At 63.4% G+C, this 21,502-nt stretch carries 19 protein-coding genes and 1 pseudogene; 18 read left to right on the forward strand and 2 right to left on the reverse strand.

What is annotated here, in order from left to right; genetic code table 11:
* Positions 1-739: 739 nt before the first annotated feature.
* The 8 genes from AC0L2O_RS12680 to AC0L2O_RS12715 all read left to right on the forward strand — a co-directional run bounded on the left by AC0L2O_RS12680 (position 740) and on the right by AC0L2O_RS12715 (position 8,661).
* On the forward strand, positions 740-1,198 hold the full coding sequence (locus AC0L2O_RS12680) for a nuclear transport factor 2 family protein (RefSeq protein ID WP_473369947.1): 459 nt from the start codon (positions 740-742) through the stop codon (positions 1,196-1,198).
* A gap of 145 nt (positions 1,199-1,343) precedes the next feature.
* Positions 1,344-1,892 carry a TetR family transcriptional regulator C-terminal domain-containing protein gene (locus tag AC0L2O_RS12685; RefSeq protein WP_473369948.1) on the forward strand — a complete coding sequence of 183 codons (549 nt, stop codon included), beginning with the start codon at positions 1,344-1,346 and terminating at the stop codon, positions 1,890-1,892.
* A 95-nt stretch (positions 1,893-1,987) separates the two neighbouring features.
* Positions 1,988-2,896, forward strand: a complete 909-nt coding sequence (locus AC0L2O_RS12690) for a LysR family transcriptional regulator (protein WP_473369949.1) — start codon at positions 1,988-1,990, stop codon at positions 2,894-2,896.
* 144 nt (positions 2,897-3,040) lie between these two features.
* Positions 3,041-4,252, forward strand: coding sequence for an MFS transporter (locus tag AC0L2O_RS12695; RefSeq protein ID WP_473369950.1), 1,212 nt, complete (start codon positions 3,041-3,043; stop codon positions 4,250-4,252).
* Between the two features lie 209 nt (positions 4,253-4,461).
* Complete coding sequence (paoA, locus tag AC0L2O_RS12700; protein ID WP_473370072.1) at positions 4,462-5,031, forward strand: aldehyde dehydrogenase iron-sulfur subunit PaoA; 570 nt, start codon at positions 4,462-4,464, stop codon at positions 5,029-5,031.
* Positions 5,028-5,981, forward strand: coding sequence for an FAD binding domain-containing protein (locus AC0L2O_RS12705; protein WP_473369951.1), 954 nt, complete (start codon positions 5,028-5,030; stop codon positions 5,979-5,981). The genes paoA and AC0L2O_RS12705 overlap by 4 nt, the downstream gene beginning before the upstream one ends.
* Positions 5,978-8,197, forward strand: a complete 2,220-nt coding sequence (gene paoC, locus AC0L2O_RS12710) for an aldehyde oxidoreductase molybdenum-binding subunit PaoC (RefSeq protein ID WP_473369952.1) — start codon at positions 5,978-5,980, stop codon at positions 8,195-8,197. Before AC0L2O_RS12705 ends, paoC begins: the two co-directional genes overlap by 4 nt.
* Before the next feature lie 62 nt (positions 8,198-8,259).
* The gene (locus tag AC0L2O_RS12715) at positions 8,260-8,661 is read left to right on the forward strand and encodes a (R)-mandelonitrile lyase (RefSeq protein WP_473369953.1); all 402 of its coding nucleotides are present in this window, start codon (positions 8,260-8,262) and stop codon (positions 8,659-8,661) included.
* A gap of 216 nt (positions 8,662-8,877) precedes the next feature.
* On the opposite strand, the gene AC0L2O_RS12720 is transcribed toward AC0L2O_RS12715, so the two are convergent.
* Positions 8,878-9,948: a LacI family DNA-binding transcriptional regulator gene (locus AC0L2O_RS12720; protein ID WP_473369954.1), complete on the reverse strand. Its 1,071-nt coding sequence runs from the start codon at positions 9,946-9,948 to the stop codon at positions 8,878-8,880.
* Positions 9,949-10,161: 213 nt separating this feature from the next.
* Between AC0L2O_RS12720 and AC0L2O_RS12725 the strand changes: the two genes are divergently transcribed.
* The 8 genes and pseudogenes from AC0L2O_RS12725 to AC0L2O_RS12760 all read left to right on the forward strand — a co-directional run bounded on the left by AC0L2O_RS12725 (position 10,162) and on the right by AC0L2O_RS12760 (position 18,668).
* Positions 10,162-11,403, forward strand: coding sequence for an ABC transporter substrate-binding protein (locus tag AC0L2O_RS12725; RefSeq protein ID WP_473369955.1), 1,242 nt, complete (start codon positions 10,162-10,164; stop codon positions 11,401-11,403).
* A 99-nt stretch (positions 11,404-11,502) separates the two neighbouring features.
* A complete protein-coding gene (locus tag AC0L2O_RS12730; protein ID WP_473369956.1) occupies positions 11,503-12,357 on the forward strand; it encodes a carbohydrate ABC transporter permease in 855 nt (284 codons plus the stop codon).
* The gene (locus tag AC0L2O_RS12735; protein ID WP_369719542.1) at positions 12,354-13,250 is read left to right on the forward strand and encodes a carbohydrate ABC transporter permease; all 897 of its coding nucleotides are present in this window, start codon (positions 12,354-12,356) and stop codon (positions 13,248-13,250) included. The genes AC0L2O_RS12730 and AC0L2O_RS12735 overlap by 4 nt, the downstream gene beginning before the upstream one ends.
* A gap of 6 nt (positions 13,251-13,256) precedes the next feature.
* A complete protein-coding gene (locus tag AC0L2O_RS12740; protein ID WP_473369957.1) occupies positions 13,257-14,342 on the forward strand; it encodes an ABC transporter ATP-binding protein in 1,086 nt (361 codons plus the stop codon).
* A 26-nt stretch (positions 14,343-14,368) separates the two neighbouring features.
* A complete protein-coding gene (locus AC0L2O_RS12745) occupies positions 14,369-15,130 on the forward strand; it encodes a sugar phosphate isomerase/epimerase family protein (RefSeq protein ID WP_473369958.1) in 762 nt (253 codons plus the stop codon).
* A gap of 10 nt (positions 15,131-15,140) precedes the next feature.
* Positions 15,141-16,304: pseudogene (locus tag AC0L2O_RS12750) on the forward strand (Gfo/Idh/MocA family protein); the annotation flags it as partial.
* A gap of 119 nt (positions 16,305-16,423) precedes the next feature.
* Complete coding sequence (locus AC0L2O_RS12755) at positions 16,424-17,479, forward strand: sugar phosphate isomerase/epimerase family protein (RefSeq protein WP_473369959.1); 1,056 nt, start codon at positions 16,424-16,426, stop codon at positions 17,477-17,479.
* A gap of 13 nt (positions 17,480-17,492) precedes the next feature.
* Positions 17,493-18,668 (forward strand): Gfo/Idh/MocA family protein, encoded by a 1,176-nt coding sequence (locus AC0L2O_RS12760; protein WP_409190819.1) that lies wholly within the window; start codon positions 17,493-17,495, stop codon positions 18,666-18,668.
* Between the two features lie 510 nt (positions 18,669-19,178).
* Here the strand turns inward: AC0L2O_RS12760 and AC0L2O_RS12765 are convergent.
* The gene (locus tag AC0L2O_RS12765) at positions 19,179-20,057 is read right to left on the reverse strand and encodes an SDR family oxidoreductase (protein WP_473369960.1); all 879 of its coding nucleotides are present in this window, start codon (positions 20,055-20,057) and stop codon (positions 19,179-19,181) included.
* 150 nt (positions 20,058-20,207) lie between these two features.
* Here AC0L2O_RS12765 and AC0L2O_RS12770 point away from each other — a divergent pair, with 150 nt between their 5' ends.
* Entirely contained in the window at positions 20,208-20,864 is a 657-nt protein-coding gene (locus tag AC0L2O_RS12770) for a TetR/AcrR family transcriptional regulator (RefSeq protein WP_409192727.1), read from the forward strand.
* Between the two features lie 332 nt (positions 20,865-21,196).
* A complete protein-coding gene (locus AC0L2O_RS12775) occupies positions 21,197-21,493 on the forward strand; it encodes a hypothetical protein (protein ID WP_473369961.1) in 297 nt (98 codons plus the stop codon).
* Positions 21,494-21,502: the final 9 nt, after the last annotated feature.

A 21,502-nucleotide genomic window follows, 5' to 3' on the forward strand; every position in this document is an offset into this window, starting at 1 on the left:
TTCTCCACCGGCTAACTCCGCCGAATCTGACCTGCCACCCATGCCGCCCGGGGAAACGACGCAGCATCCGGAATTGACGGAAGCGACATCGGCTTTCACGCGGCGCAGCCGGTCTGGGGCGAGATTGACCGGGGCCCTCTCATGTTTCCAAGTTTGAAAATCTCAGCTTTCGAAGCTGTCAGCTTTGCCGACGCCTTCCTGCCGTATCCGCTTGGTCTCCAGTGCCCGTACACTTTTGAGTGGCGGAGCCGTTGAGGCGCTGCCCGCTACCGGCAAATTATTATGCGCTCTACGGCGCATCAGAGCGTTTGACCGTTGTACGGGACGGGCGATCGAGGGTCGCTTGCGGGCAAGTAGGATCGACAAAAGCACATTTGAGTGGTACAAACAGCATATCCGTCACTGTCGTAAGTTGTTGTTTTTGCGGATTGTTCTGGGATGCATGTCCAGTCCGCCCCTGGGCACCACGGCCCTTCTAAGGGTCTCTTCTCCCCGATTGAATCAGCAACCAACGGATTAGCGCTGCACGTTTGTAAAAAAAAACGGTGGTCAATGCCGCTCGCAATGTGACGTCCCTGAAAGCACTCCCAACCGCTACCGGAGGAGCTCGGCCAGATTGTCGCGAACGCGAGGAGAAGGTCGCCTTCACAACAAGCCGGACGATCGTACTTATAATTGTTGACTCTTCGCCGTAAAAACAATACGTACGATCGTGTTGTTAATTGAAGAGGAGACAACAATGTCCAGTGTTGGCACCCAAGCTCAAAATGCCTACGTCGCTCCCACTGCGGGGCAGCTTGCCGCGGCGCGCGATATCGTCGCGCGCTTTGCAGAGAAGTGGGACAAGCCGAGCGCGGACGCCCTGCGCGATCTGATGCACCCGGAGACACAAAATCTGATCCCGCCGATGACTGCTCCGGGCAACAGAGAGGCTGTCGTCGAACATTTCAGGGACGTCTTGAGGAGACTGCCGGATCTGCGACTCCAGATCGTGCGGTGGGCGCCTACGGACGACGCTGTGATGATCGAATGGCAAGCGACCGCAAGCGTCGCCGGCCAGCCGCTCGCGTGGAGCGGCGTAGATCGTTTCAACGTTCGCGGCGATCGCATCTACCAAGCCAATGTCTATTGGGACACCAGAGGCTTGGCTGAACGCATGGCGGCCGTGGTTGCGAAAACCAGTGCAGGTGTGGCCTAGTCGCGACCGCGAAAATTCCAGAGGCAGAGCGGCCAATTTGAATCTAGACGACCGGTCGTGTAATTTTCTGCCGATGAGTGCGACGATTCCAAGAAGCGAACGGCCCGACGGGCGCAGAGTCCGAGGCGATCGGACCCGCGCCGCTGTGCTCGAACAAGCCGCCAAAATCGCCGGCATCGAGGGCCTAGAGGGAATCACGTTCGGTCGTGTGGCGCTCGTTGCCAACGTCCCGAAGAGCACCTTGGCCAATCTTTTCCAGGACCGAGAGGATCTTCAGCTACAAACACTCAGGTTTGGAGCGGACGCATTTGCCGCCGCCTTGCGTGCCAAAATGCGCGCCCGGCGGGGCACTTTGGGGGCGCTGAAGGCGCTCTGCGATGCTTGGTTCCAACTGCTGGAGGACGAGGAGTTTCCGGGCGGCTGCATAGTGACGGCGGTAGCAGGCGAGTATCGCGCCCGGCCGGGCGCCATTCAATCGCTTGTCACGGAGTATAGGGAGATTTGGCGCCAAGCGCTTCTTTCGGCGACAATGCGGGCCAAGGGCGAGGGTGCGTTAGCGCCCAATGCGGATCCACAGCAGATCGTGTTCGAGATTGTTGCGTTTCAAGAGGCGGCCCATGTCGGAACCGCCGATCGGCTCCGAGCGCAGCGCGCCGTCAGCGCGCTGATTGATCGGATTCAGCGCGGCTCATGACCCACCGCTGTCACCGGGCGCGCGACTGACGTAAGAATGCCGCTTGGGAAGTCGTCGCCTCCTGCGAGGGCGTATTTGCGTGAGAGCCGCTGAGCATGCAGTTTCGCCGGTCCGACCTTGCTGACCTTGCCTACTTCCTGGAGATCGCGAAGCACCGGAATTTCCGTCGCGCTGCGCTCGAGCTCGGCATTGGCGCTTCGGCGCTGAGTCACGCGATCCGGAGCCTGGAGGAGCGCCTTGGGGTCCGGCTGCTCAACCGGACCAGCCGCAGCGTGACGCTCTCTGCGGCCGGCGAGGCGCTGCAGTCTGCGCTGGCGCGCCCGTTCGACGAGATCGGAAGCGCGATGGACGTGCTCAATCGCTTCCGGGACGGACCGATGGGCCGCGTGCGAATGAGCGTGCCGACCGAGGCGGCCGAATTTCTCGTCGGACCGGTGATGGCGACGTTCCTCGATCGCTACCCCGACGTCGAGATTGAATTCTCGGTGAACAACCGGATGATCGACGTGATCGAAAGCGGCTTCGACGCAGGGATCCGCCATGGCGGCACGGTGCCGCAGGACATGATCGCACAGCGTCTGTCCGCTGACGTCAGGTGGATGGTCGTCGGGGCGCCGTCCTACATCGAGCGGGTCGGCGCGCCGACGCATCCTGACGACCTCCAGGCTCATCGTTGCGTCAAGATTCGGATCGGAGACGAGAGCATCTACCGCTGGGAATTCGAGCGAGGTGACGAGAAGATCGAGGTGAATGCCCCAGGCGGGCTCACCGTCGATCAAGGCCATCTTGGCTTGGTCGCGGTGAGGGACGGGGCTGGGCTGATGTACGTCGCCGAGCCGATGGTCCGCAAGGATCTCCGCGACGGCACGCTGCGGACGGTGTTGGACGATTGGGCGCCGCTTGGCCCCGGCTTCCATATCTACTACTCGAGCCGGCGCCAGCTCCCCGCGGCGCTTCGACTGTTCATCGATCTCGTCCGGGAGCTGCGTCCGCTCGGCCTCTGAAGCGGCCATCGATGAATTCTTCTCAACGCGGCGTCCGATTGGCTCGGCCTATGCTGCACCTCGCCTGAAAGTTATCTGAACGAAGGCGGCAGATGGTCGCCTGATGTCCGGCTCGCCCGGGCGCTGAGCCGTTCAGAGGCAACAATGACATTTCAAACCACGCATGAGAACGGCGCCGTTCGCCGGCAATCGCCCGCGTGGAGTGCGGTCTTCGCGCTCACCTTGTGCGTTGCGACGCTGATTGCGTCCGAATTCATGCCGGTTAGTCTGCTGACGCCGATCGCCGCGGATCTCCACATCACAGAGGGTCAGGCGGGCCGGGCCATCGCGGTCTCCGGAATTTTCGCCGTGCTGGCGAGCCTGCTCATTTCCAGGGCGACGCGGGGCATCGATCGGCGCATCGTCTTGCTGTCTCTCACCGGCGTGATGATGATCTCGGGGCTGATCGTAGCGGTTGCGCCGAGCCAATCCGTCTTCATGGCGGGGCGGGCGCTGATCGGGATCGTCATCGGCGGCTTCTGGTCGATGTCTGCGGCCACTGCCATGCGCCTGGTCCCCGAGAGGCAGGTGCCGCGGGCGCTCGCCATCTTCAACGGCGGCAATGCGCTGGCGACGACGATTGCCGCGCCATTGGGAAGCTTTCTCGGTCAGTACATCGGTTGGCGAGGCGCCTGCTTTTCGGTCGTTCCGTTCGCGGCGCTCGCGCTGGTCTGGCAACTCCTGACGCTCCCGTCGATGCCGGCGGACAAAGCCACACGCGAGGTCTCCGTGTTCGGCATCCTTCGCATTCCGAGGGTCGGTTTCGGAATGGTGTCCGTCGCGTTCTTCTTCATGGGGCAATTCGCGCTGTTCACTTACGTGCGACCGTTCCTGGAAACCATCGCCCATGTCAGCGTTTCCACCCTTTCGTCGCTGCTGCTGATCATGGGTCTCGCCGGACTGCTTGGAACCTACTTGATCGGTACGATCCTCGAGACCCGGCTCTACGGCCCGCTTGTCGCAATGCCGCTGGCGATGGCGTTGATCGCGGTTGGGCTCATTTTTCTCGGAAGCTCGCTTCCGGCCGTGGCTAGCCTGATCGCGGCATGGGGATTGATCGGCACGGCCGCGCCCGTCGCGTGGTGGACCTGGCTCAGCCGGGTGCTGCCTGACGATGCCGAGCGGGGTGGGGGTCTCATGGTGGCCATCATCCAGCTCGCGATCACTATTGGCGCCACCGTCGGGGGTCAATTCTACGATTCGAGCGGTTACCAAAGCACCTTCGGCATCAGCGCGGCCTTGCTTTGTGCCTCTGCGCTCTTCGCCTGCTTCGGACGGCGCGCAAGCCGCCATGCTCGTACCATTGCCCAGCAATGAGGCAATCGAGCCGCCTGCCATTGATGAAAAACATTCACCGCCACATCCAGGCGGTCCACTCGAACTTGCGCGCCGCGTGGGAATTGTTGTGCGACGGAACCGTCCTGCAATCCGGCGGCCGGCGCAGGAAACCTAGCGGTGATGATATGCAAAAACCCGAACAGGAAATATCGAGGCGGCGCATTCTCGCGGCCGGGACTGCAACAGCCATGATCGGAGCTGTTCCGGGCGCACAGGGCCAACCGGCGCAACCGAAGCTCACCCAGCCCGGACTTGCTGTCTCGTTCGAGGTGAACGGGAAACCGTGCAGCCTTCAGCTCGATCCCCGCACGACGCTGCTCGACGCGCTGCGCGAACATCTGAACCTGACCGGCACCAAGAAAGGCTGCGACCACGGCCAGTGCGGAGCTTGCACCGTGATCGTCAACGGCGTGCGCATCAATTCGTGTCTCACGCTCGCGGTCATGCACGAAGGCGACAAGGTCACCACCATCGAGGGATTGGGCCAGCCGGACCGCCTGCATCCGATGCAGGCGGCCTTCGTCAAGCAGGACGGATATCAATGCGGATATTGCACGCCGGGGCAGATCTGCTCGGCCGTGGCGGTGCTCGACGAAATCAAGGCGGGAATCCCGAGCCACGTCACCGCCGATCTGGCTGCATCGCCTGAACTTACGAATCTCGAGCCGCGTGAGCGCATGAGCGGCAATATCTGCCGGTGCGGTGCTTACTCCAACATTGCCGAGGCCATCGTCGAGGTCGCCGGGAGCAAGACATGAAAGAGTTCACTTACCAGCGCGCCACCTCGGCCGAGCAAGCGGCCACTCAGGCTCAGGCAACGCCCGGAGCGAAGTTCATCGCCGGCGGGACCAATCTGCTGGACCTGATGAAGCTCGAGATCGAGACGCCGCAGCATCTGATCGACGTCAATGGTCTCGGCTTCGACAAGATCGAACCCACCCCGGAAGGCGGGCTCCGAATCGGTGCCCTGGTTCGCAATACGGCGCTCGCCGCCGAGATGCGGATCAGGAGAGACTACGGCGTGCTCAGCCGGGCGCTTCTGGCCGGTGCATCGGGCCAGCTCCGCAACAAGGCGACCACCGCGGGCAATCTGCTGCAGCGGACGCGCTGTCCCTATTTCTATGACACCAACCAACCCTGCAACAAGAGAAGCCCGGGATCGGGCTGCGCGGCCATCGACGGCGTCAGCCGTCAGCTGGGAGTGATCGGCGTGAGCGATGCCTGCATCGCGACGCACCCCTCCGATATGGCTGTCGCCATGCGCGCACTCGACGCGGAGGTTGAGACCACCAGTCCCGGAGGTAAGACGCGGCGCATGCCGCTTGCGGACCTGCATCGCCTCCCCGGTGATACGCCGCACCTGGAGACGACGCTTGCGCCGGGAGAACTGATCACGGCGGTCACGCTGCCGCCTCCGATCGGCGGTCGGCATATCTACCGGAAAGTCCGTGACCGCGCGTCCTACGCATTCGCACTCGTTTCCGTCGCGGCGGTGCTTCAGCGCGACGGCACCGGCCGGGTGGCGGTGGGCGGCATCGCCCCCAAGCCATGGCGGGTCGAGGCGGCCGAGACCGAATTGCCGCGCGGCGCGAAAGGGTTCGCCGCGCGCCTGCTCGCCGGCGCGAAGTGGACCGAGAAGAACGCATTCAAGGTGGCGCTGGTGGAGCGCACCGTGGCGGCGGCCATGAACGAAGCGAGGCAGCCATGAAGTTCGATACACCTGCGCAGACCAACCCCATCGATCGCCTGCGTGTCGTCGGACGTCCGCACCCGCGTATCGAGGGCCCGCTGAAGACCACCGGCAAGGCGACCTACGCCTACGAACACAATGACGTCGTCAGCAATCCGACCTACGGCGTGATCGTGGGCGCCGCGATCGGCAAGGGGCGCATCAAGAAGATGCATCTGGATGAGGCGCGCCGGGCGCCGGGCGTCATCGCCATCGTCACGGCCGAGAACTCCGGAAAGCTCGGCAAGGGTCAGTTCAACACCGCAAAGTTGCTCGGCGGCCCGGAGGTCGACCACTATCACCAGGCGATCGCCGTGGTGGTGGCGGAGAGCTTCGAACAGGCGCGCGCCGCGGCCGCCCTGGTCAGGGTCGACTACGCATCCGCAGCAGGGGCGTTTGATCTCGCGGAGGCACTGAAGACGGCACCCTTCGGAAAAGACCCGAACAGTCCCGAGGAGGACGGACCTCCCGAAAGTCGCGCCGGCGAATTCGAACAGGCCTTCGCTGAGGCTCCCGTCAAGCTCGACCAACACTACACGACTCCCGACCAGAGCCACTCGATGATGGAGCCGCACGCCTCGATCGCGACCTGGGCGGGCGACAAGCTGACCATCTGGACCTCCAGCCAGATGATCGATTGGGGCAGGACCGATCTCGCGGCCACGCTTGGCATCCCGAAGGAGAACATCCGCTTCATCTCGCCCTATATCGGCGGCGGATTCGGCTGCAAACTGTTCCTGCGTTCGGATGCGGTCATGGCCGCTCTGGCGGCGAAAGCCGCCGGCCGCCCCGTCAAGGTTGCGCTGCCGCGGCCGATGATCCCGAACAACACCACGCATCGTCCGGCCACCAGCCAGCGCATCCGGATTGGGGCCACGACAGACGGCAAGATCCTGGCGATCGCGCATGAAAGCGGCTCGGGCGATCTGCCCGGCGGCCAGCCGGAAACCGCGGTCAATCAGACTAGGCTGCTATACGCGGGCGCCAATCGTCTCACTTCGATGCGGCTCGCCGTCCTGGATCTTCCCGAAGGCAACGCGATGCGGGCTCCCGGCGAGGCGCCGGGAATGATGGCGCTCGAAATCGCCATGGACGAATTGGCCGAAAAACTTGGCATCGATCCGGTCGAGCTTCGGGTGCGGAACGACACCCAGGTCGACCCGGAGAACCCGAACCGTCCGTTTTCCCAGCGCAACCTCATCCGCTGTCTGCGCGAAGGCGCCGAGCGATTTGGCTGGCGCGATCGAAAGCCAGTCCCGGGCAAGGTGCGCGATGGTGACTGGCTGATCGGAATGGGCGTCGCGGCCGCGTTCCGCAACAATCTTCTGTTGCCATCCGGCGCACGCGTCCGTCTGGGACAGGACGGGCGGGTCACGGTCGAGACGGACATGACCGACATCGGCACGGGAAGCTACACGGTGATCGCGCAGACCGCGGCCGAGATGATGGGCGTCGACATCGACCAGGTCGCGGTTCGGCTCGGCGACTCGTCCTTCCCCGTTTCTTCCGGGTCGGGAGGACAATTCGGCGCGAACTGTTCGACCTCCGGCGTCTACGCAGCATGCGTGAAGCTACGTGATGCCATCGCGCAGAAGCTGGGCTTCAACTCTGAGGATGCTTCCTTCGCCGATGGCCTGGTGGTCGGCGGCAACCGTTCCGCAAGGTTGGTCGACGCCGTCCGCGACGGCGAGCTTGTCGGCGAGGACAAGATGGAGTGGGGCGACCTCCACAAGAGCTACCAGCAGTCAACTTTCGGAGCCCATTTCGTCGAGGCGGCGGTCGATAGCTTCACCGGCGAGATCCGCATCCGCCGCATGCTGGCGGTCTGCGCGGCTGGCCGCATCCTCAATCCGACGACGGCGCGGAGCCAGGTGATCGGAGCCATGACCATGGGCGCGGGAGCCGCCTTGATGGAGGAGCTCGCGGTCGACAAGCGGCGCGGCTTCTTCGTCAACCACGATCTTGCCGGCTACGAGGTGCCGGTCCATGCCGACATACCGCATCAGGAGGTGGTCTTCCTCGACGAGGCCGACGACAAGGTCTCGCCGATGAAGGCGAAGGGTGTGGCCGAGCTCGGCATATGCGGGGTTGCCGCTGCGATCGCCAATGCCGTCTATAACGCGACCGGCGTTCGGGTGCGGGATTATCCGATCACGCTGGACAAGCATCTGGACGCTCTGCCGCCGGTCTCGTGATCGAGACCGAATGGCTGCTCCGCGGAAGAGCGGCCCAGCATCCTATCATCCGGAGTGAGATCATGGATTTAGAGATACATAGAAGTGGCTCCAGACCGTCCGCCAAAGGGCCGGAGGATTGGTTTACCGGAACAGTCCGCCTCGATCCGCTGGTCCAGGCGCCTGATCCGGCGCGGGTGAGCGCGGCCCATGTGACGTTCGAGCCCGGCGCGCGGACAGCGTGGCACACGCATCCTCTCGGCCAGACGCTGATCATCACGTCAGGATTGGGATGGGTGCAGCGCGAGGGTGGGCCGATCGTGGAGATCCGCCCGGGCGACGTGGTGTGGTTTCCTCCGGGCCTGAAGCACTGGCACGGAGCCACCCCCTCCACGGCCATGAGCCATATCGCCATCCAGGAATCGCTGAACGGAAGTCCGGTGAGCTGGCTGGAGAAGGTCAGCGAGGAGCAATACCGCAAGTGATGTCGTCAAGCGCGATCGATGTGCTCGATCGCTTTCACGACCGCTCCGACGAGAAATTCGGCCGCCTCGGTCATGCCGACGTTCCTGGCAATGGAGCTGTGGGCAAAGGAGACGTTCTGAAGAAATGCCCGGTCCGCCTCTTGCCACCAGCAAGGAAGCAGATGATCGCCCGATGTCCGGCTCGCCCGCTCAGCCGTCAGAGACATCAATGACAGTTCAAACCAGGTTCGACAACGGCGCCGTTCGCCGACACGTCCCTGTGCTGTCGCGCAGCATCAGCCTGGCGGGAAGCGTGATGTCCTTGCGCGGCGCCGATTTGTCAGCCGTCATCAGCGCAATCAGTTCGGCCGCGGCGGTGGCCCCGAGCTCGCGGCGGGGCTGGACGACGGTCGTCAGCGTGGGCTCGCAATAATCGGCATAGGCAATGCCGTCGAAGCCGACGACGGAAAGATCATCCGGGATCTGCAGACCGGCCGCGTGCACGGTCTTGATCAGGCCGATCGCCATTTCGTCATTGGCCGCAAACAGCGCGGTCGGACGCGCCAGGGGCTCGAGCGCGAGCAGCGCCCGGCCGGCCTCGACACCGGTCCGGAAGGTGAAATCGCCGGGGAGAATCAACTCTGCATCGGCAGCAATCGCCGCCTTGCGCAAGGCCTGCCGGTAGCCTTCGAGACGCTGCTGCGCGAGGATGTTGGATTTGGGCCCGGACAGATAGGCGATGTTGGTGTGGCCTAGCTCGATGAGGTGTGCCACCGCCTCACGCGCAGTGGCGACATTGTCGATCGTGACCTGCGGGAAGCTTTCGCGGGGGATGTACTCGCAAGCGGCAACCAACGGCACGCGCGCTTCGCGCAAGTCGCGGTCGGGGCTGCGCATCACGTGGCCGCACAACAGCAATACGCCGTCGGCCTGGCCGGCGCAGACCAGGTCGACGTAGCGCGCCTCCTTCTCTGGCGAGCCGGCCAAATTCGCAATGATGAGTCCGTAGCCGGCGGTCGAGAGCGTATCGTCGATGCCCTGTAGAACCTCGGCGAAGAAGGGGTTGGCGATGTCAGGTACCGCGACCAGCACGACCATGGTCTTGCGGACACGCAGGTTTCTCGCGGAAATGTTGGGCGTGTAACCGGTGTCGCGCACGGCGGCGAGCACGCGCTTGCGGGTTTCTTCGGTGACCACTTCGGGCCGCGCCAGCGTGCGGCTGACGGTTGCGACCGAGACGCCGGCGAGCCGAGCGACATCCGCGATCTTGGCCGTGTTGCGGTGCAACGCTCGGGTTCGCTTTGCCATTCGGTTTCCTGCCGTCAAAACGGCCCTTGCAAAATCGCTGGCTTCTGATACGATAGAAATGTAATCGATTACATCGCCGTTGTACAGACATAAGAGCCCAAAGGCATGATCCGGAAAACCGCGCAGCGATTTTCCGAAAAGATCCTAACCTAACAAAAAGGGCCCCAAGCGCAAGACCAACAAGCCCGCGAGGGCAGATCCTGGGAGGGAATCATGAAACGCGCGCTGTTCGCATCGGTGGCGATTGCCGCCATCGCCTTGGCCTCGGTGCCCGTCTGTGCCGAGGAAATGAAAGCCGAGGTCATTCACTGGTGGACCTCCGGCGGCGAGGCCGCTGCCGTAAAGGTGTTCGCCGATCAGTTCACCAAGGCCGGCGGCACCTGGATCGACAGCGCGGTCGCCGGTGCCGCGAATGCCCGAAACGCCGCGATCAGCCGCACCGTCTCCGGCAATCCGCCGACCGCCATGCAGCTCAACACCGGAAAACAGTTCGACGAGTTGGTCGAGGGCGACCTGCTCGCCGACGTCGACACGGTCGCGACCGAAGGGAATTGGAAGAGCGTGATGCCGCAGGCCTTCGTCGCCGCGGCAACGCGCAAGGGCAAGATGTACGCGGTGCCGATCAACATCCATGGCCAGAACTGGCTCTGGTACAACAAGGAGGTGCTCGCCTCGGTCGGCGCCGCCGAGCCGAAGACCTGGGACGATGCCTTCGTCATCCTCGACAAGCTCAAGGCCGGGGGCAAGGTGATCCCGCTGGCCTTCTCGGGCCAGAAGAACTGGGAGCAAAACCTGTTCAACTCGGTCCTGATCGGCGTTGGCGGCGGACCGATGTGGATCGCCATGATGGGCAAGCGCGATGCGGCGCTGGCGCAGAGCGCCGAGTTCAAGGCTGTCGCGGTCGCCTACAAGAAGCTGAAGGACTATGTCGATGCCGGTGCGCCCGGGCGCAACTGGAACGATGCGACCAACCTGGTGATCCAGGGCAAGGCCGGCATGCAGATCATGGGCGATTGGGCCAAGGGCGAGTTCGTCGCCGCCGGCAAGGTCGCCGACAAGGATTATGGCTGCACCGTGCTGTCCAATCATGGCGGCGGCTACATGATGGGCGGCGACGTCTTCGTATTCCCGAAGTCGAATGATGCGGCCACCACCAAGGCGCAGATGACCCTCGCCAAGGTGATGCTGACGCCCGAGACCCAGATCCAGTTCGCGCTCAAGAAGGGCTCGATCCCGGTGCGCAGCGATGTCGACACCTCTGCGCTCGACGCCTGCGCCCAGAAGGGCACGCGATACGTCGCCGACAAGGCGCAGCAATTGCCATCTGTCGACATGCTGGCGGCGCCCGCGCTGGTTGGCGCGGTCCAGGACGCGATCTCGGAATATTGGAACACCGACATGAGCGCCGACAAATTCTCCGCCAAAGTCGCCGCGGTGCTGAAGGCGCAGTACTGACGCATCTCGATCGGGCGGCCGATGTTCCCGGCCGCCCTGTCTCGCTGGTCCATCCTCTCTCATTCGTTGGGCACGATGCGTCTTTCTCTGTCTTCCAGATTGTCCGCGATCTCCGCGCTCGTGCCGGCGCTGCTGGTGATGTTCGTGGTCTATATCGGCGCCACCGCCTGGACCGTGTGGATATCGCTGACCAATTCGCGCATGCTGCCGAACAACAATTTCATCGGCCTGCGCCAATACGAATCGCTGTTCGGCAACGACCGCTGGATCACCTCGGTCCACAACATCGTCATCTATGGCGTGCTGTTCGTCTCGCTGGCGCTGGCGATCGGCTTTCTCCTGGCGGTCGCGATCGACCAGCGGGTGCGGGCGGAGGACACCATCCGCTCGATCTATCTCTATCCCTATTCGATGTCCTTCGTGGTCACCGGGCTGGTCTGGCAATGGCTATTGAACCCGTCGCTCGGCATCCAGCACGTGCTGCGCAGCTGGGGTTTTGCAGGTGCCACCTTCGACTGGATCGTGCGGCCGGAGCGGGTGATCTATTGCCTGGTCATCGCCGGCGTCTGGCAGGCTTCCGGACTCGTGATGGCGGTCATGCTCGCGGGCCTGCGTGGCATCGACGAGGAAATCTGGAAGGCGGCCCGGATCGACGGCCTGCCGAAATGGCGGGTCTACCTGTCGATCGTGATTCCGATGATGGGCGCGAGCTTTGCGACCGCGGCGGTGTTGTTGTCGACCGCCGTGGTGCGCCTCTACGACCTCTCTGTCGCCATGACCAATGGCGGACCGGGCATTGCCTCGGAGGTGCCCGCCAAATTCGTCATGGATCATCTGTTCGAACGGGCCAATATCGGCCTTGCGACCGCGGCCGCCACCACCATGCTCGTCACCGTGATCGCGGTGGTCGCGCCTTATCTTTATTGGCGCGCGCGCAAGGGAGACATCCGATGACCGTGCTCGCCGAGCCCCTGCCTGCCGCGCGGCGGCGGCGGGCGCGCATGACGCCGGCGCGCTGGGGACTCTATGCCTTTATCCTCATATCAGCGCTGTATTTCCTGCTGCCGCTCTATGTGATGGTCGTGACCTCGCTGAAGCCGATGGCGGAGATCAGGCAGGGCAATATTCTGGCGCTGCCGGTGTCCCCCAGCATCGACGCCTGGATCAAAGCCTGGACCTCGGCCTGCACCGGGCTCACCTGCCAGGGCATCAAGGTCGGCTTCTTCAATTCGCTGCGCATCCTGGTGCCGTCCGTCGTCATCTCCATCCTGGTCGGATCGCTCACCGGATATGCGCTGTCGCTGTGGCGCGTGCGCGGCGGCAACATCCTGTTCGGAGCGATGATGGTGGTCGCCTTTATCCCCTATCAATTGTTCATCTACCCGCTGGTGCGCGTGTTCTCCTTCACCGGGCTCGGCCAGTCGCTCGCCACGATCGTGATCATCCACACCATCTTCGGCCTTCCGACGATGACGCTGCTGTTCCGCAATTATTTCGCAGCGCTGCCGGTCGAATTGTTCAAGGCGGCCCGCGTCGACGGCGCCGGCTTCTACCAGATCTATGCGCGCATCATGATGCCGATGGCGACCCCCATGATCGTCGTCGCGGTGATCCTGCAGACCACCGGCATCTGGAACGATTTCATCCTGGGCCTCGTCTTCGCCGGCCGCGACAACTTGCCGATGACGGTGCAGCTCAACAACATCGTCAATTCGACTCAGGGTGAGCGCGCATACAACGTCGACATGGCGGCGACGCTTCTGACCGCGCTGCTGCCCCTCCTCGTCTATTTCGGCTCCGGCCGCTGGTTCGTGCGCGGCATCGCTGCCGGCGCGGTGAAAGGCTGACATATCATGCAGCGGGCGAGCGTCGATATCAGGAGCCTCAGAATCGGCTTCGGCGGATTGAAGGTGCTGGACAATCTCAATCTGCATGTCGCGGCCAGCGAATTCCTCGTGCTGCTCGGTCCCTCCGGCTGCGGCAAGTCGACTCTTCTGAACGCCATCGCCGGCCTGATCGACGTCAAGAGTGGCGAGATCCATATCGGCGGCCGCGATGTCACCTGGGCCGAACCAAAGGATCGCGGCATCGCGATGGTGTTCCAGAGCTACGCGCTGTATCCGCGCATGACCGTGCGCAAGAACATGTCGTTCGGGCTGCAGGTCGCCGGCACGCCGCAGGCCGAGATCGGCCGCCGTCTCGCAGAGGCCGCGCAGATGCTGCGCCTCACCGAGCTGCTCGACCGCCGTCCTTTCGAATTGTCCGGCGGGCAACGCCAGCGCGTCGCCATCGGCCGGGCGCTGGTGCGGCATGCCGGTGTCTATTTGTTCGACGAGCCGCTCTCCAATCTGGACGCGCAGCTGCGCGCCGAGCTCCGGGTCGAGATCAAGCGCCTGCACGCGCGGCTCGGCGCCACCATGATCTACGTGACCCATGATCAGATCGAGGCGCTGACGCTGGCGGACCGCATCGCGGTCATGCAAGGCGGCGTGATCCAGCAGCTTGATACGCCGAAGACGATCTATCGCGCGCCGGTGAACCGCTTCGTCGCCTCGTTCGTCGGTTCCCCCGCGATGAACTTTATCCCCGGCCGGATCGCGCGCGATGGTGAGGCGGCCTTTGTCGCCGGCACGAGCCGGTTCGGCCTGAATGGCTACGTATTCAGCAGTCCGCCGACTGACGCGCCGGCCGTGCTCGGCATCCGCCCCGAGCATGTCGAGGTCACGGCCTCCGACCACCCGCGCGCCGCGCCTGCTCGCGTCGAGATGGTGGAGCCGATGGGCGCCGATAGCTTGATCTGGTGCCGCCTCGACGACGGCACCGCCTTCTCGCTCCGCCATGATGCCGACGCGCCGCTCCGCGCAGGCGACACGCTCACCGTGCGGTTTCCTCCCGAAACTCTCTCGCTGTTCGACGACAACAGCGGACAGCGTCTCTGACCCCCTTCACCTTCGAAAGCCCCGCTATGATCAAGCCGATCGACCGCCTGTCCATCCAGCTCTATTCCGCCCGCTCCATCACGCCGCTCGAGGCGCAGTTCGCGCTCGTAGCAGGGCTCGGCTACAGGATGGTCGAGCCGTGGGGCGGACTGTTCAATGATCCCGACGCGCTGCGGCGGCTTCTCGATCTCCACGGCATGACAGCGCCGAGCGCGCATGTCGGGCTCGACCGGCTGCGCGCGGATGCCGTCGGCACCGCAAGACTTTGCAAGGGCCTCGGCATCGAAATCGTTCTCGCGCCGGCTCCGCCGCCGGGCGAACGTGAGGGCGGCGAACAAGAATGGCGCGGCATCGGACGTGAACTGAACGAGATCGGCAAGGCCGTCACGGGCGAGGGGCTTCGTTTCGGCTGGCACAACCATCATTGGGAATATGGCCGCGCCGGCAGCGGCAAGACCTATCTCGAATGTCTGTTCGAGGAGGCCCCCGATCTCGTCTGGGAAGCCGATCTCGCATGGATTGTGCGCGGCGGCGGCGATCCCGTCGCCGAGATCAAGAAACATGCCCAGCGTCTGGTCGCCTGCCACATCAAGGATCTCGCACCGTCCGGACAATGCGCGGACGAGGACGGTTGGGCCGATCCCGGCCACGGCATCATGGACTGGCCGGCCCTGCGCGCGGCGATGACGGAGGCCGGCGTCTCCCTGTTCGTCGCCGAACACGACAAGCCGAACGACGTCGCCCGCTACGCGCGCCGGGCGCGCGAGACCGTATCGTCGTGGACGTGAGGGGGAGCAGGTCATGAGCAAGCTCGGAGTCGGCATCGTCGGATGCGGCAACATCTCGACGATCTACATGCAGAACATGCCGAACTTTCGCGATCTCAACCTGGTCGCGTGCGCCGATCTGCGGCCGGAGGCTGCGCAAGCCCAAGCGGAGAAGTTCGGGATCGAGGCCTTGTCGATCGATGCGCTACTGGCGCGCTCTGACATCCAGATCATCGTCAATCTCACCACGCCCGAGTCACATTTCGCCATAAGCCACGCGGCCTTGGCCGCAAACAAGCACGTGTTCGGGGAGAAGCCGATCACGATCGAGGCCAACGACGCCGCGACCCTGGTTGCGGAGGCCGCGCATCGGGGCCTGAAGATCGGCTGCGCGCCGGACACTTTCCTCGGCGGCGGCGGACGGACCGCGCGCGAACTCGTGGATGCAGGCCGGATCGGCAAGGTGCTCTCAGGGACCTGTTTTCTGATGTCGCATGGCATGGAGCACTGGCACCCCGATCCAACCTTCTTCTTCAAACGGGGCGGTGGGCCGATCCTTGACATGGGTCCGTATTACCTTGCCGCCCTCATCAACCTGTTGGGTCCCGTTGCCCAGGTGCAGGGGCGTGCGAGCGCCGGCTTTGCCACGCGGCTCGTTACCTCGAAGGGGCCGATGAACGGCAAGACCATCGCGGTGGAAACGCCGACGACGGTGATGTCGTTGCTGCACTTCGAGTCAGGCGCCGACATCATGTTTGCGATGAGCTGGGACGTCTGGAAGCACGGACACCCGCCGATCGAGCTTTACGGGACGGAAGGCTCGCTGCGCGTGCCGGATCCCAATTTCTTCGGCGGCGCGGTGCAGTACACTGAGAAAGGTGGTGACTGGATCTCGATCGCAGCCGACGACCGGCCGTTCGGCAGCCCGAACTGGCGCTCGCCGAATTGGGCCGATCACATGCCGAACCAGGCCAATTATCGCTGCCTCGGCGTCGCCGAGCTCGCAAGTGCGGTGCTGCGCGGCACGCCACACCGCTCCTCCGGGGCGCTGGCGAGCCACGCTCTGGAGGTGAAGCACGCGATCCTCAAGGCCGGCCTGGAGGGCGGAGCGATCGCGGTGCGCTCGCGCGTCGAGCGACCGGCGCCGCTGTCGGACGTCGATGCAATGGCGCTGTGGGCCGAGGAGGCGTTCTGAAGAGATGCCAGCTCCGCCGCTGAAACCAGCAAGTGTTGGAACCAGCAAGGAGGCGGGTTTTTGTAATGTCGAGCTCGGCGGGCGCATGCTGCTGAGGTCCAGGGAAGAAGGAGCATTCGATGAAGATGATCAAGGGGCCGGCGATATTCCTCGCTCAGTTCGCCGGCGACGCAGCGCCCTTCAACTCCTTCGACTCGATCTGCGGATGGGCCGCCTCGCTCGGTTACGAAGGGGTTCAGATTCCGAGCTGGGACGGACGGCTGTTCGACCTCAATAAGGCCTCGGAGTCGCAAGACTACGTCGACGAGGTGAAGGGGACCGCGGCCCGCCACGGGCTTGCGATTACCGAGCTCTCGACCCATCTCCAGGGCCAACTGGTTGCTGTTCATCCAGCTTATGACGCGGCGTTCGACGGCTTTGCCGCACCGCAGGTCCGTGGCAATCCGAAGGCCCGCACCGAATGGGCCGTCGACCAGGTCAAGCGCGCGATCCTCGCCTCCAGGCGCCTTGGGCTCACGGTCCACGCCACCTTCTCCGGCGCGCTTGCCTGGCCGTACATCTATCCATGGCCGCAACGTCCGGCGGGCCTCGTCGAGGCCGCGTTCGACGAGCTCGCGAAGCGTTGGCGGCCGATCCTCGACTATGCCGACGAGCACGGTGTTGATCTCGCTTACGAGATCCACCCGGGCGAGGATCTGCACGACGGCGTTTCGTACGAGATGTTCCTCGATCGGGTGAACAACCACAAGCGCGCCAATCTGCTCTACGATCCCTCACACTTCGTGCTGCAGCAGCTCGACTATCTCGACTACATCGACATTTACAACCAGCGCATCAAGGCCTTCCACGTCAAGGACGCCGAGTTCAACCCGACCGGCCGCCAGGGCGTCTACGGCGGCTTTCAGAGCTGGGCCGACCGTGCCGGCCGCTTCCGCTCGCTCGGCGACGGCCAGGTCGATTTCGGCGCGATCTTCTCGAAGCTCACGCAGTACGATTACGACAGCTGGGCGGTGCTCGAATGGGAGTGTGCGCTGAAGCATCCTGAGCAAGGCGCGCGAGAGGGGGCCGAGTTCATCAAGAGCCATATCATTCGGGTGACAGAGAAGGCCTTCGATGATTTCGCGGGCTCCGGCACCGACGATGCGGCGAACCGCAAGATGCTCGGTCTATCCTGAGCGGGAGACGCAAATGGCGATCAATGCAAGCAACGAATCCGGCAGCCATGGCCGTGTCAGGTTGGGAATGGTCGGCGGCGGCCAGGGAGCCTTTATCGGCGCCGTCCACCGCATTGCCGCCCGCATCGACGACCAGTTCGAGCTGGTCGCCGGCGCACTCGCGTCCGATCCGGTGCGAGCCAAGGCGTCGGCGAAGGAGCTCGGTATCGCCGACGACCGTGCCTATGGCTCGTTCGAAGAGATGGCGAAGGCCGAAGCCGCGCGAACGGACGGCATCGAGGCCGTGTCGATCGTGACGCCCAACCACATGCACGCTCCGGTCGCGAAGGTCTTCCTGCAAGCCGGCGTCCATGTGATCTGCGACAAGCCGCTGACGACGACCGTCGCCGAGGCCGAGGAACTGGTGGTGCTCGCGAACAAGAGCGGCAGGGTGTTCGCGGTGACGCACAACTACACGGGCTATCCCATGGTTCGGCAGGCCCGCGCCATGGTCGCGAACGGCGATCTCGGCGAGATCCGGCTTGTCCATGCGGAATATCTCCAGGACTGGCTGACCGAGCGAGTAGAGGCGACCAGCCACAAGCAGGCCGCGTGGCGCACGGACCCGGCGCGCTCCGGCGCCGGCGGGTGCATCGGCGACATCGGCACCCACGCCTACAATCTCGCCTGCTTCGTCACAGGGCTCAAGCTCGACGCATTGCTCGCCCAACTGTCGACATTTGTCGAGGGGCGGCGTCTCGATGACGACGTCCAGATCCTCCTCAAGTGGAAAGGCGGCGCCAAGGGCACGCTGTGGGCGAGCCAGGTCGCCGTCGGCAACGAGAACGGCCTGACGCTCCGTGTCTACGGCAGCAAAGGCGGCCTCGAATGGGCGCAGGAAAATCCAAATCAGCTCTGGTTCACGCCTTATGGCCGGCCCAAGCAGCTCCTGACCCGCGGCGGGGCCGGTGCCCTGGGCGAGGCGGGTCGGGTCACCCGCATCCCCGCGGGCCACCCGGAGGGTTACCTTGAAGGCTTCGCAACCATTTACGCCGAGGCCGCGCGCGCCATTCGCGCGGCACGGGCCGGGGAAAAGCCCCATCCCGAGGTGATCTTCCCGACGGTTGAGGATGGCCTGGCGGGCGTGAAGTTCATCGATGCTGCTGTGAGGTCCTCGGCATCCGACGGCGCCTGGATTCGAATGACGTAGTCACGCGCGTGCTGCGCAGCTGAAGGAGTGCGACGCGTTGAACGCTCAGGCCACGCCGACCGCCGCAAGTCCGGTGACCCGGATGGAGAAGGCGAGCGACGATCAATACCGCAAGTGATGTCGTCAGCACGCTCATATGGCGCGCAGGGATAGCGGGCGCTGATGTTTTAAGCGCCCGAGACCAGGAGCATCGCTGACTGGATCAAAGCGATTGGGTGAATGGATGCGCTGATCGCCCCTCCAGCACGACAATCAGCAGCGGCGGTTGCCGTTCTCAAACCGATCCCCTGACCGATGTTCGCGAACCCGGTCGCGCTGATATCATCGCCCGTGGTTGCAGATGAAATTGCGCGACACATCAGAGGGCATTTGCCGCCTTATTCGCTGCCGCGTGAGATCGAATTCCACGAGGCTGTTTGGCGCTCGAAAGAAGTTGTGAGTGTCATTCGGCCTGACCACTAACCCGGACATCGGTATTCCAAATGTACAAGCCGATTGACACCCACGATCTCAGATCATGCTCGACATACCGAATGCGCCGAGCATGTCGTTTTGAATAGAAGTAACGGCCTCGTTTAGTCGTTCCACTCCGAGATCCATGCCCTCGGGCATGACGACTGTCCGCAACGGGCGCCGTTCCGTTGCTTCGACCAGCCGCGCGATGGCATCGGCAACCAACTGGGGTCGTGGCGGATTGGACGGATCGTGTGCCTGGCTGGCGCTGTCCTTGATCTGGCCCGGGATCGCCGCGACCGCACCGTATGATGCCAGGACGGCTTCGTCTGACGGCTCTGGACTGGTTGGGAGCAGGTTGCTGGGGAATGCCCCTGGTTCGACGATCACCGAGTCGACGCCGAAGCTTGAAAGTTCATAGCGATAGGACTCGGCGAGCGCCTCGAGCGCAAATTTGCTCGCGGAATAAACACCGAAGAAGGGAAAGATCAGTCGGCCCATCAACGACGTGACATGGACGAGAAGTCCGCTGCCCGCGGCGCGCATATGCGGCAGAACGGCACGGTCCGCTCGCACGGCACCGAAGAAATTCACCGCAAATTGCCGTTCGACATCCGCAACCGTGTAGGCTTCCGTGACCCCGACGAACATGGTTCCTGCGTTGTTGATCAACGCATCGATTCTTCCATGTTGCTTGATGACATGGTTGACCGCCGAATTGACCGACGCCTCGTCGGTGACGTCCATTTCAAGGACCTGCAGCACGCGCCCTTCTGCTTTTGCCGCTTCGATGAGCTCGCTTCGGACTTGTGCATTTCGCCCTTCGACACCGCGCATGGTCGCGATCACCGTGTGGCCCCGCCTCGCCAGCTCCAATGCCGTAAGTCTTCCGAAACCACTGCTCGTGCCGGTCACGACAACGACTTTTCCGTTCATCCTATGTCCTTTCGCTTGTGCCTGAATGGCATCGCGGCATAACTAGACAGACCTGTACGTACATTGCAACAGAAAAATAGACAGGGTAGTCTGTCTATGTACCTGAGGAGTTTGAACCAGACCGAGGATGGGAGCGGAAACGTGCCGGAAATGATCGATTTGGAGCGGCAGCCCCTTAGCGCTCTCGCGCCGCGAGAACGGATTCTGAAGACAGCATCGGACCTGTTTTACCGGTTCAGCATCCACGCTGTCGGGGTCGACCGCATCATCGCCGAAAGCGGCGTCGCCAAGATGACGTTTTACAAGCACTTTCCGTCGAAGGCGAACATGGTCGCTACCTACCTGCGTCACCAGGATGCGGCCTGGTTTCAGATGCTCGCGGCCTCGACCGAAAAACCCGGACTATCGCCGCTGGAGCGCGTCCTCGCCATTTTTGACGCGCTGGGCGAGTCCTTTCGATCGCCTTCGTTCCGCGGCTGTCCGTTCGTGAGGGGACTGGCCGAGTTCGGACCGGATGTTGATTCTCCGGAGGTACAGGCAACCATCGCCGCTCATTTCAAAGGCTTGCAGGAATTTGTAACGTCGCTCGTCGACCCTCTGGCATTGAGCAGGCCTGAAAAAGCCGTGATCCAAATCCTGTCACTCATCCAGGGTTCGATCGTGATCGCACAATCGACGCACGATCCAGCTATAGCGGAGGCGAGCCGCGATGCAGCCAGACTGTTGCTCGATGGAGCATCGATCTTATCATCTGAGCCTGAAATTCGTGAGGCTGTCACCAGACGGGGCCGCCGTCTGAAGCCTTGATCGGATGCAATACGCGCGAGCCGCGCTCAGGGCGATCGCCTGCGACTAAATCGATCGCGCTTGTCGCTCAAATCGCACGCTCAAATCCACGAACGTCACCGTTCGTCCTTCGATGGTCAACGGCGCCGCCTGAATAGCGACTCGTTATCCAAGCGCAGCCGTTCAATTCGAGATCGCTCCGGGGTCCGCTATGCGGACATGCGGATGTTTGTGAGTCCGCCAAGGCTCGCAGGCGTGATATTGTCGCGATGCCACGTCACCCGAGACACCCGCAATGCTCCCCATTCCCGCCGACATTTTCACCGAGCCTGAGGACGTCTCGGCCGACGGGCTTGCCAATCTCGGCCCGCTTCGCCGCCTCCGTTAGGGCAAAGCGCGGCGATACGGTCTACGGCATCTGCTCGACCGATTTTCTGGAACAAGCCTTCCGCACCGATCGTTACCGCTGCGACATCACATTCAACGATGATGGCAGCTGGAGCTACCTGATCGAGACCAAGCTTTTTGTGAGAGGCGCCCCGTTCAACCATCGCGACAGCAACACGCTCACCCTGGTCGCCCCGCCAAGGCTCAATCCGCTCGCGGTCATCGTGAACGATCGCGCCAGGCGCGAGGGGCCGGCGGCCTGAGAGCTCGCC

This window comes from Bradyrhizobium sp. Kon10 (assembly GCF_055807395.1).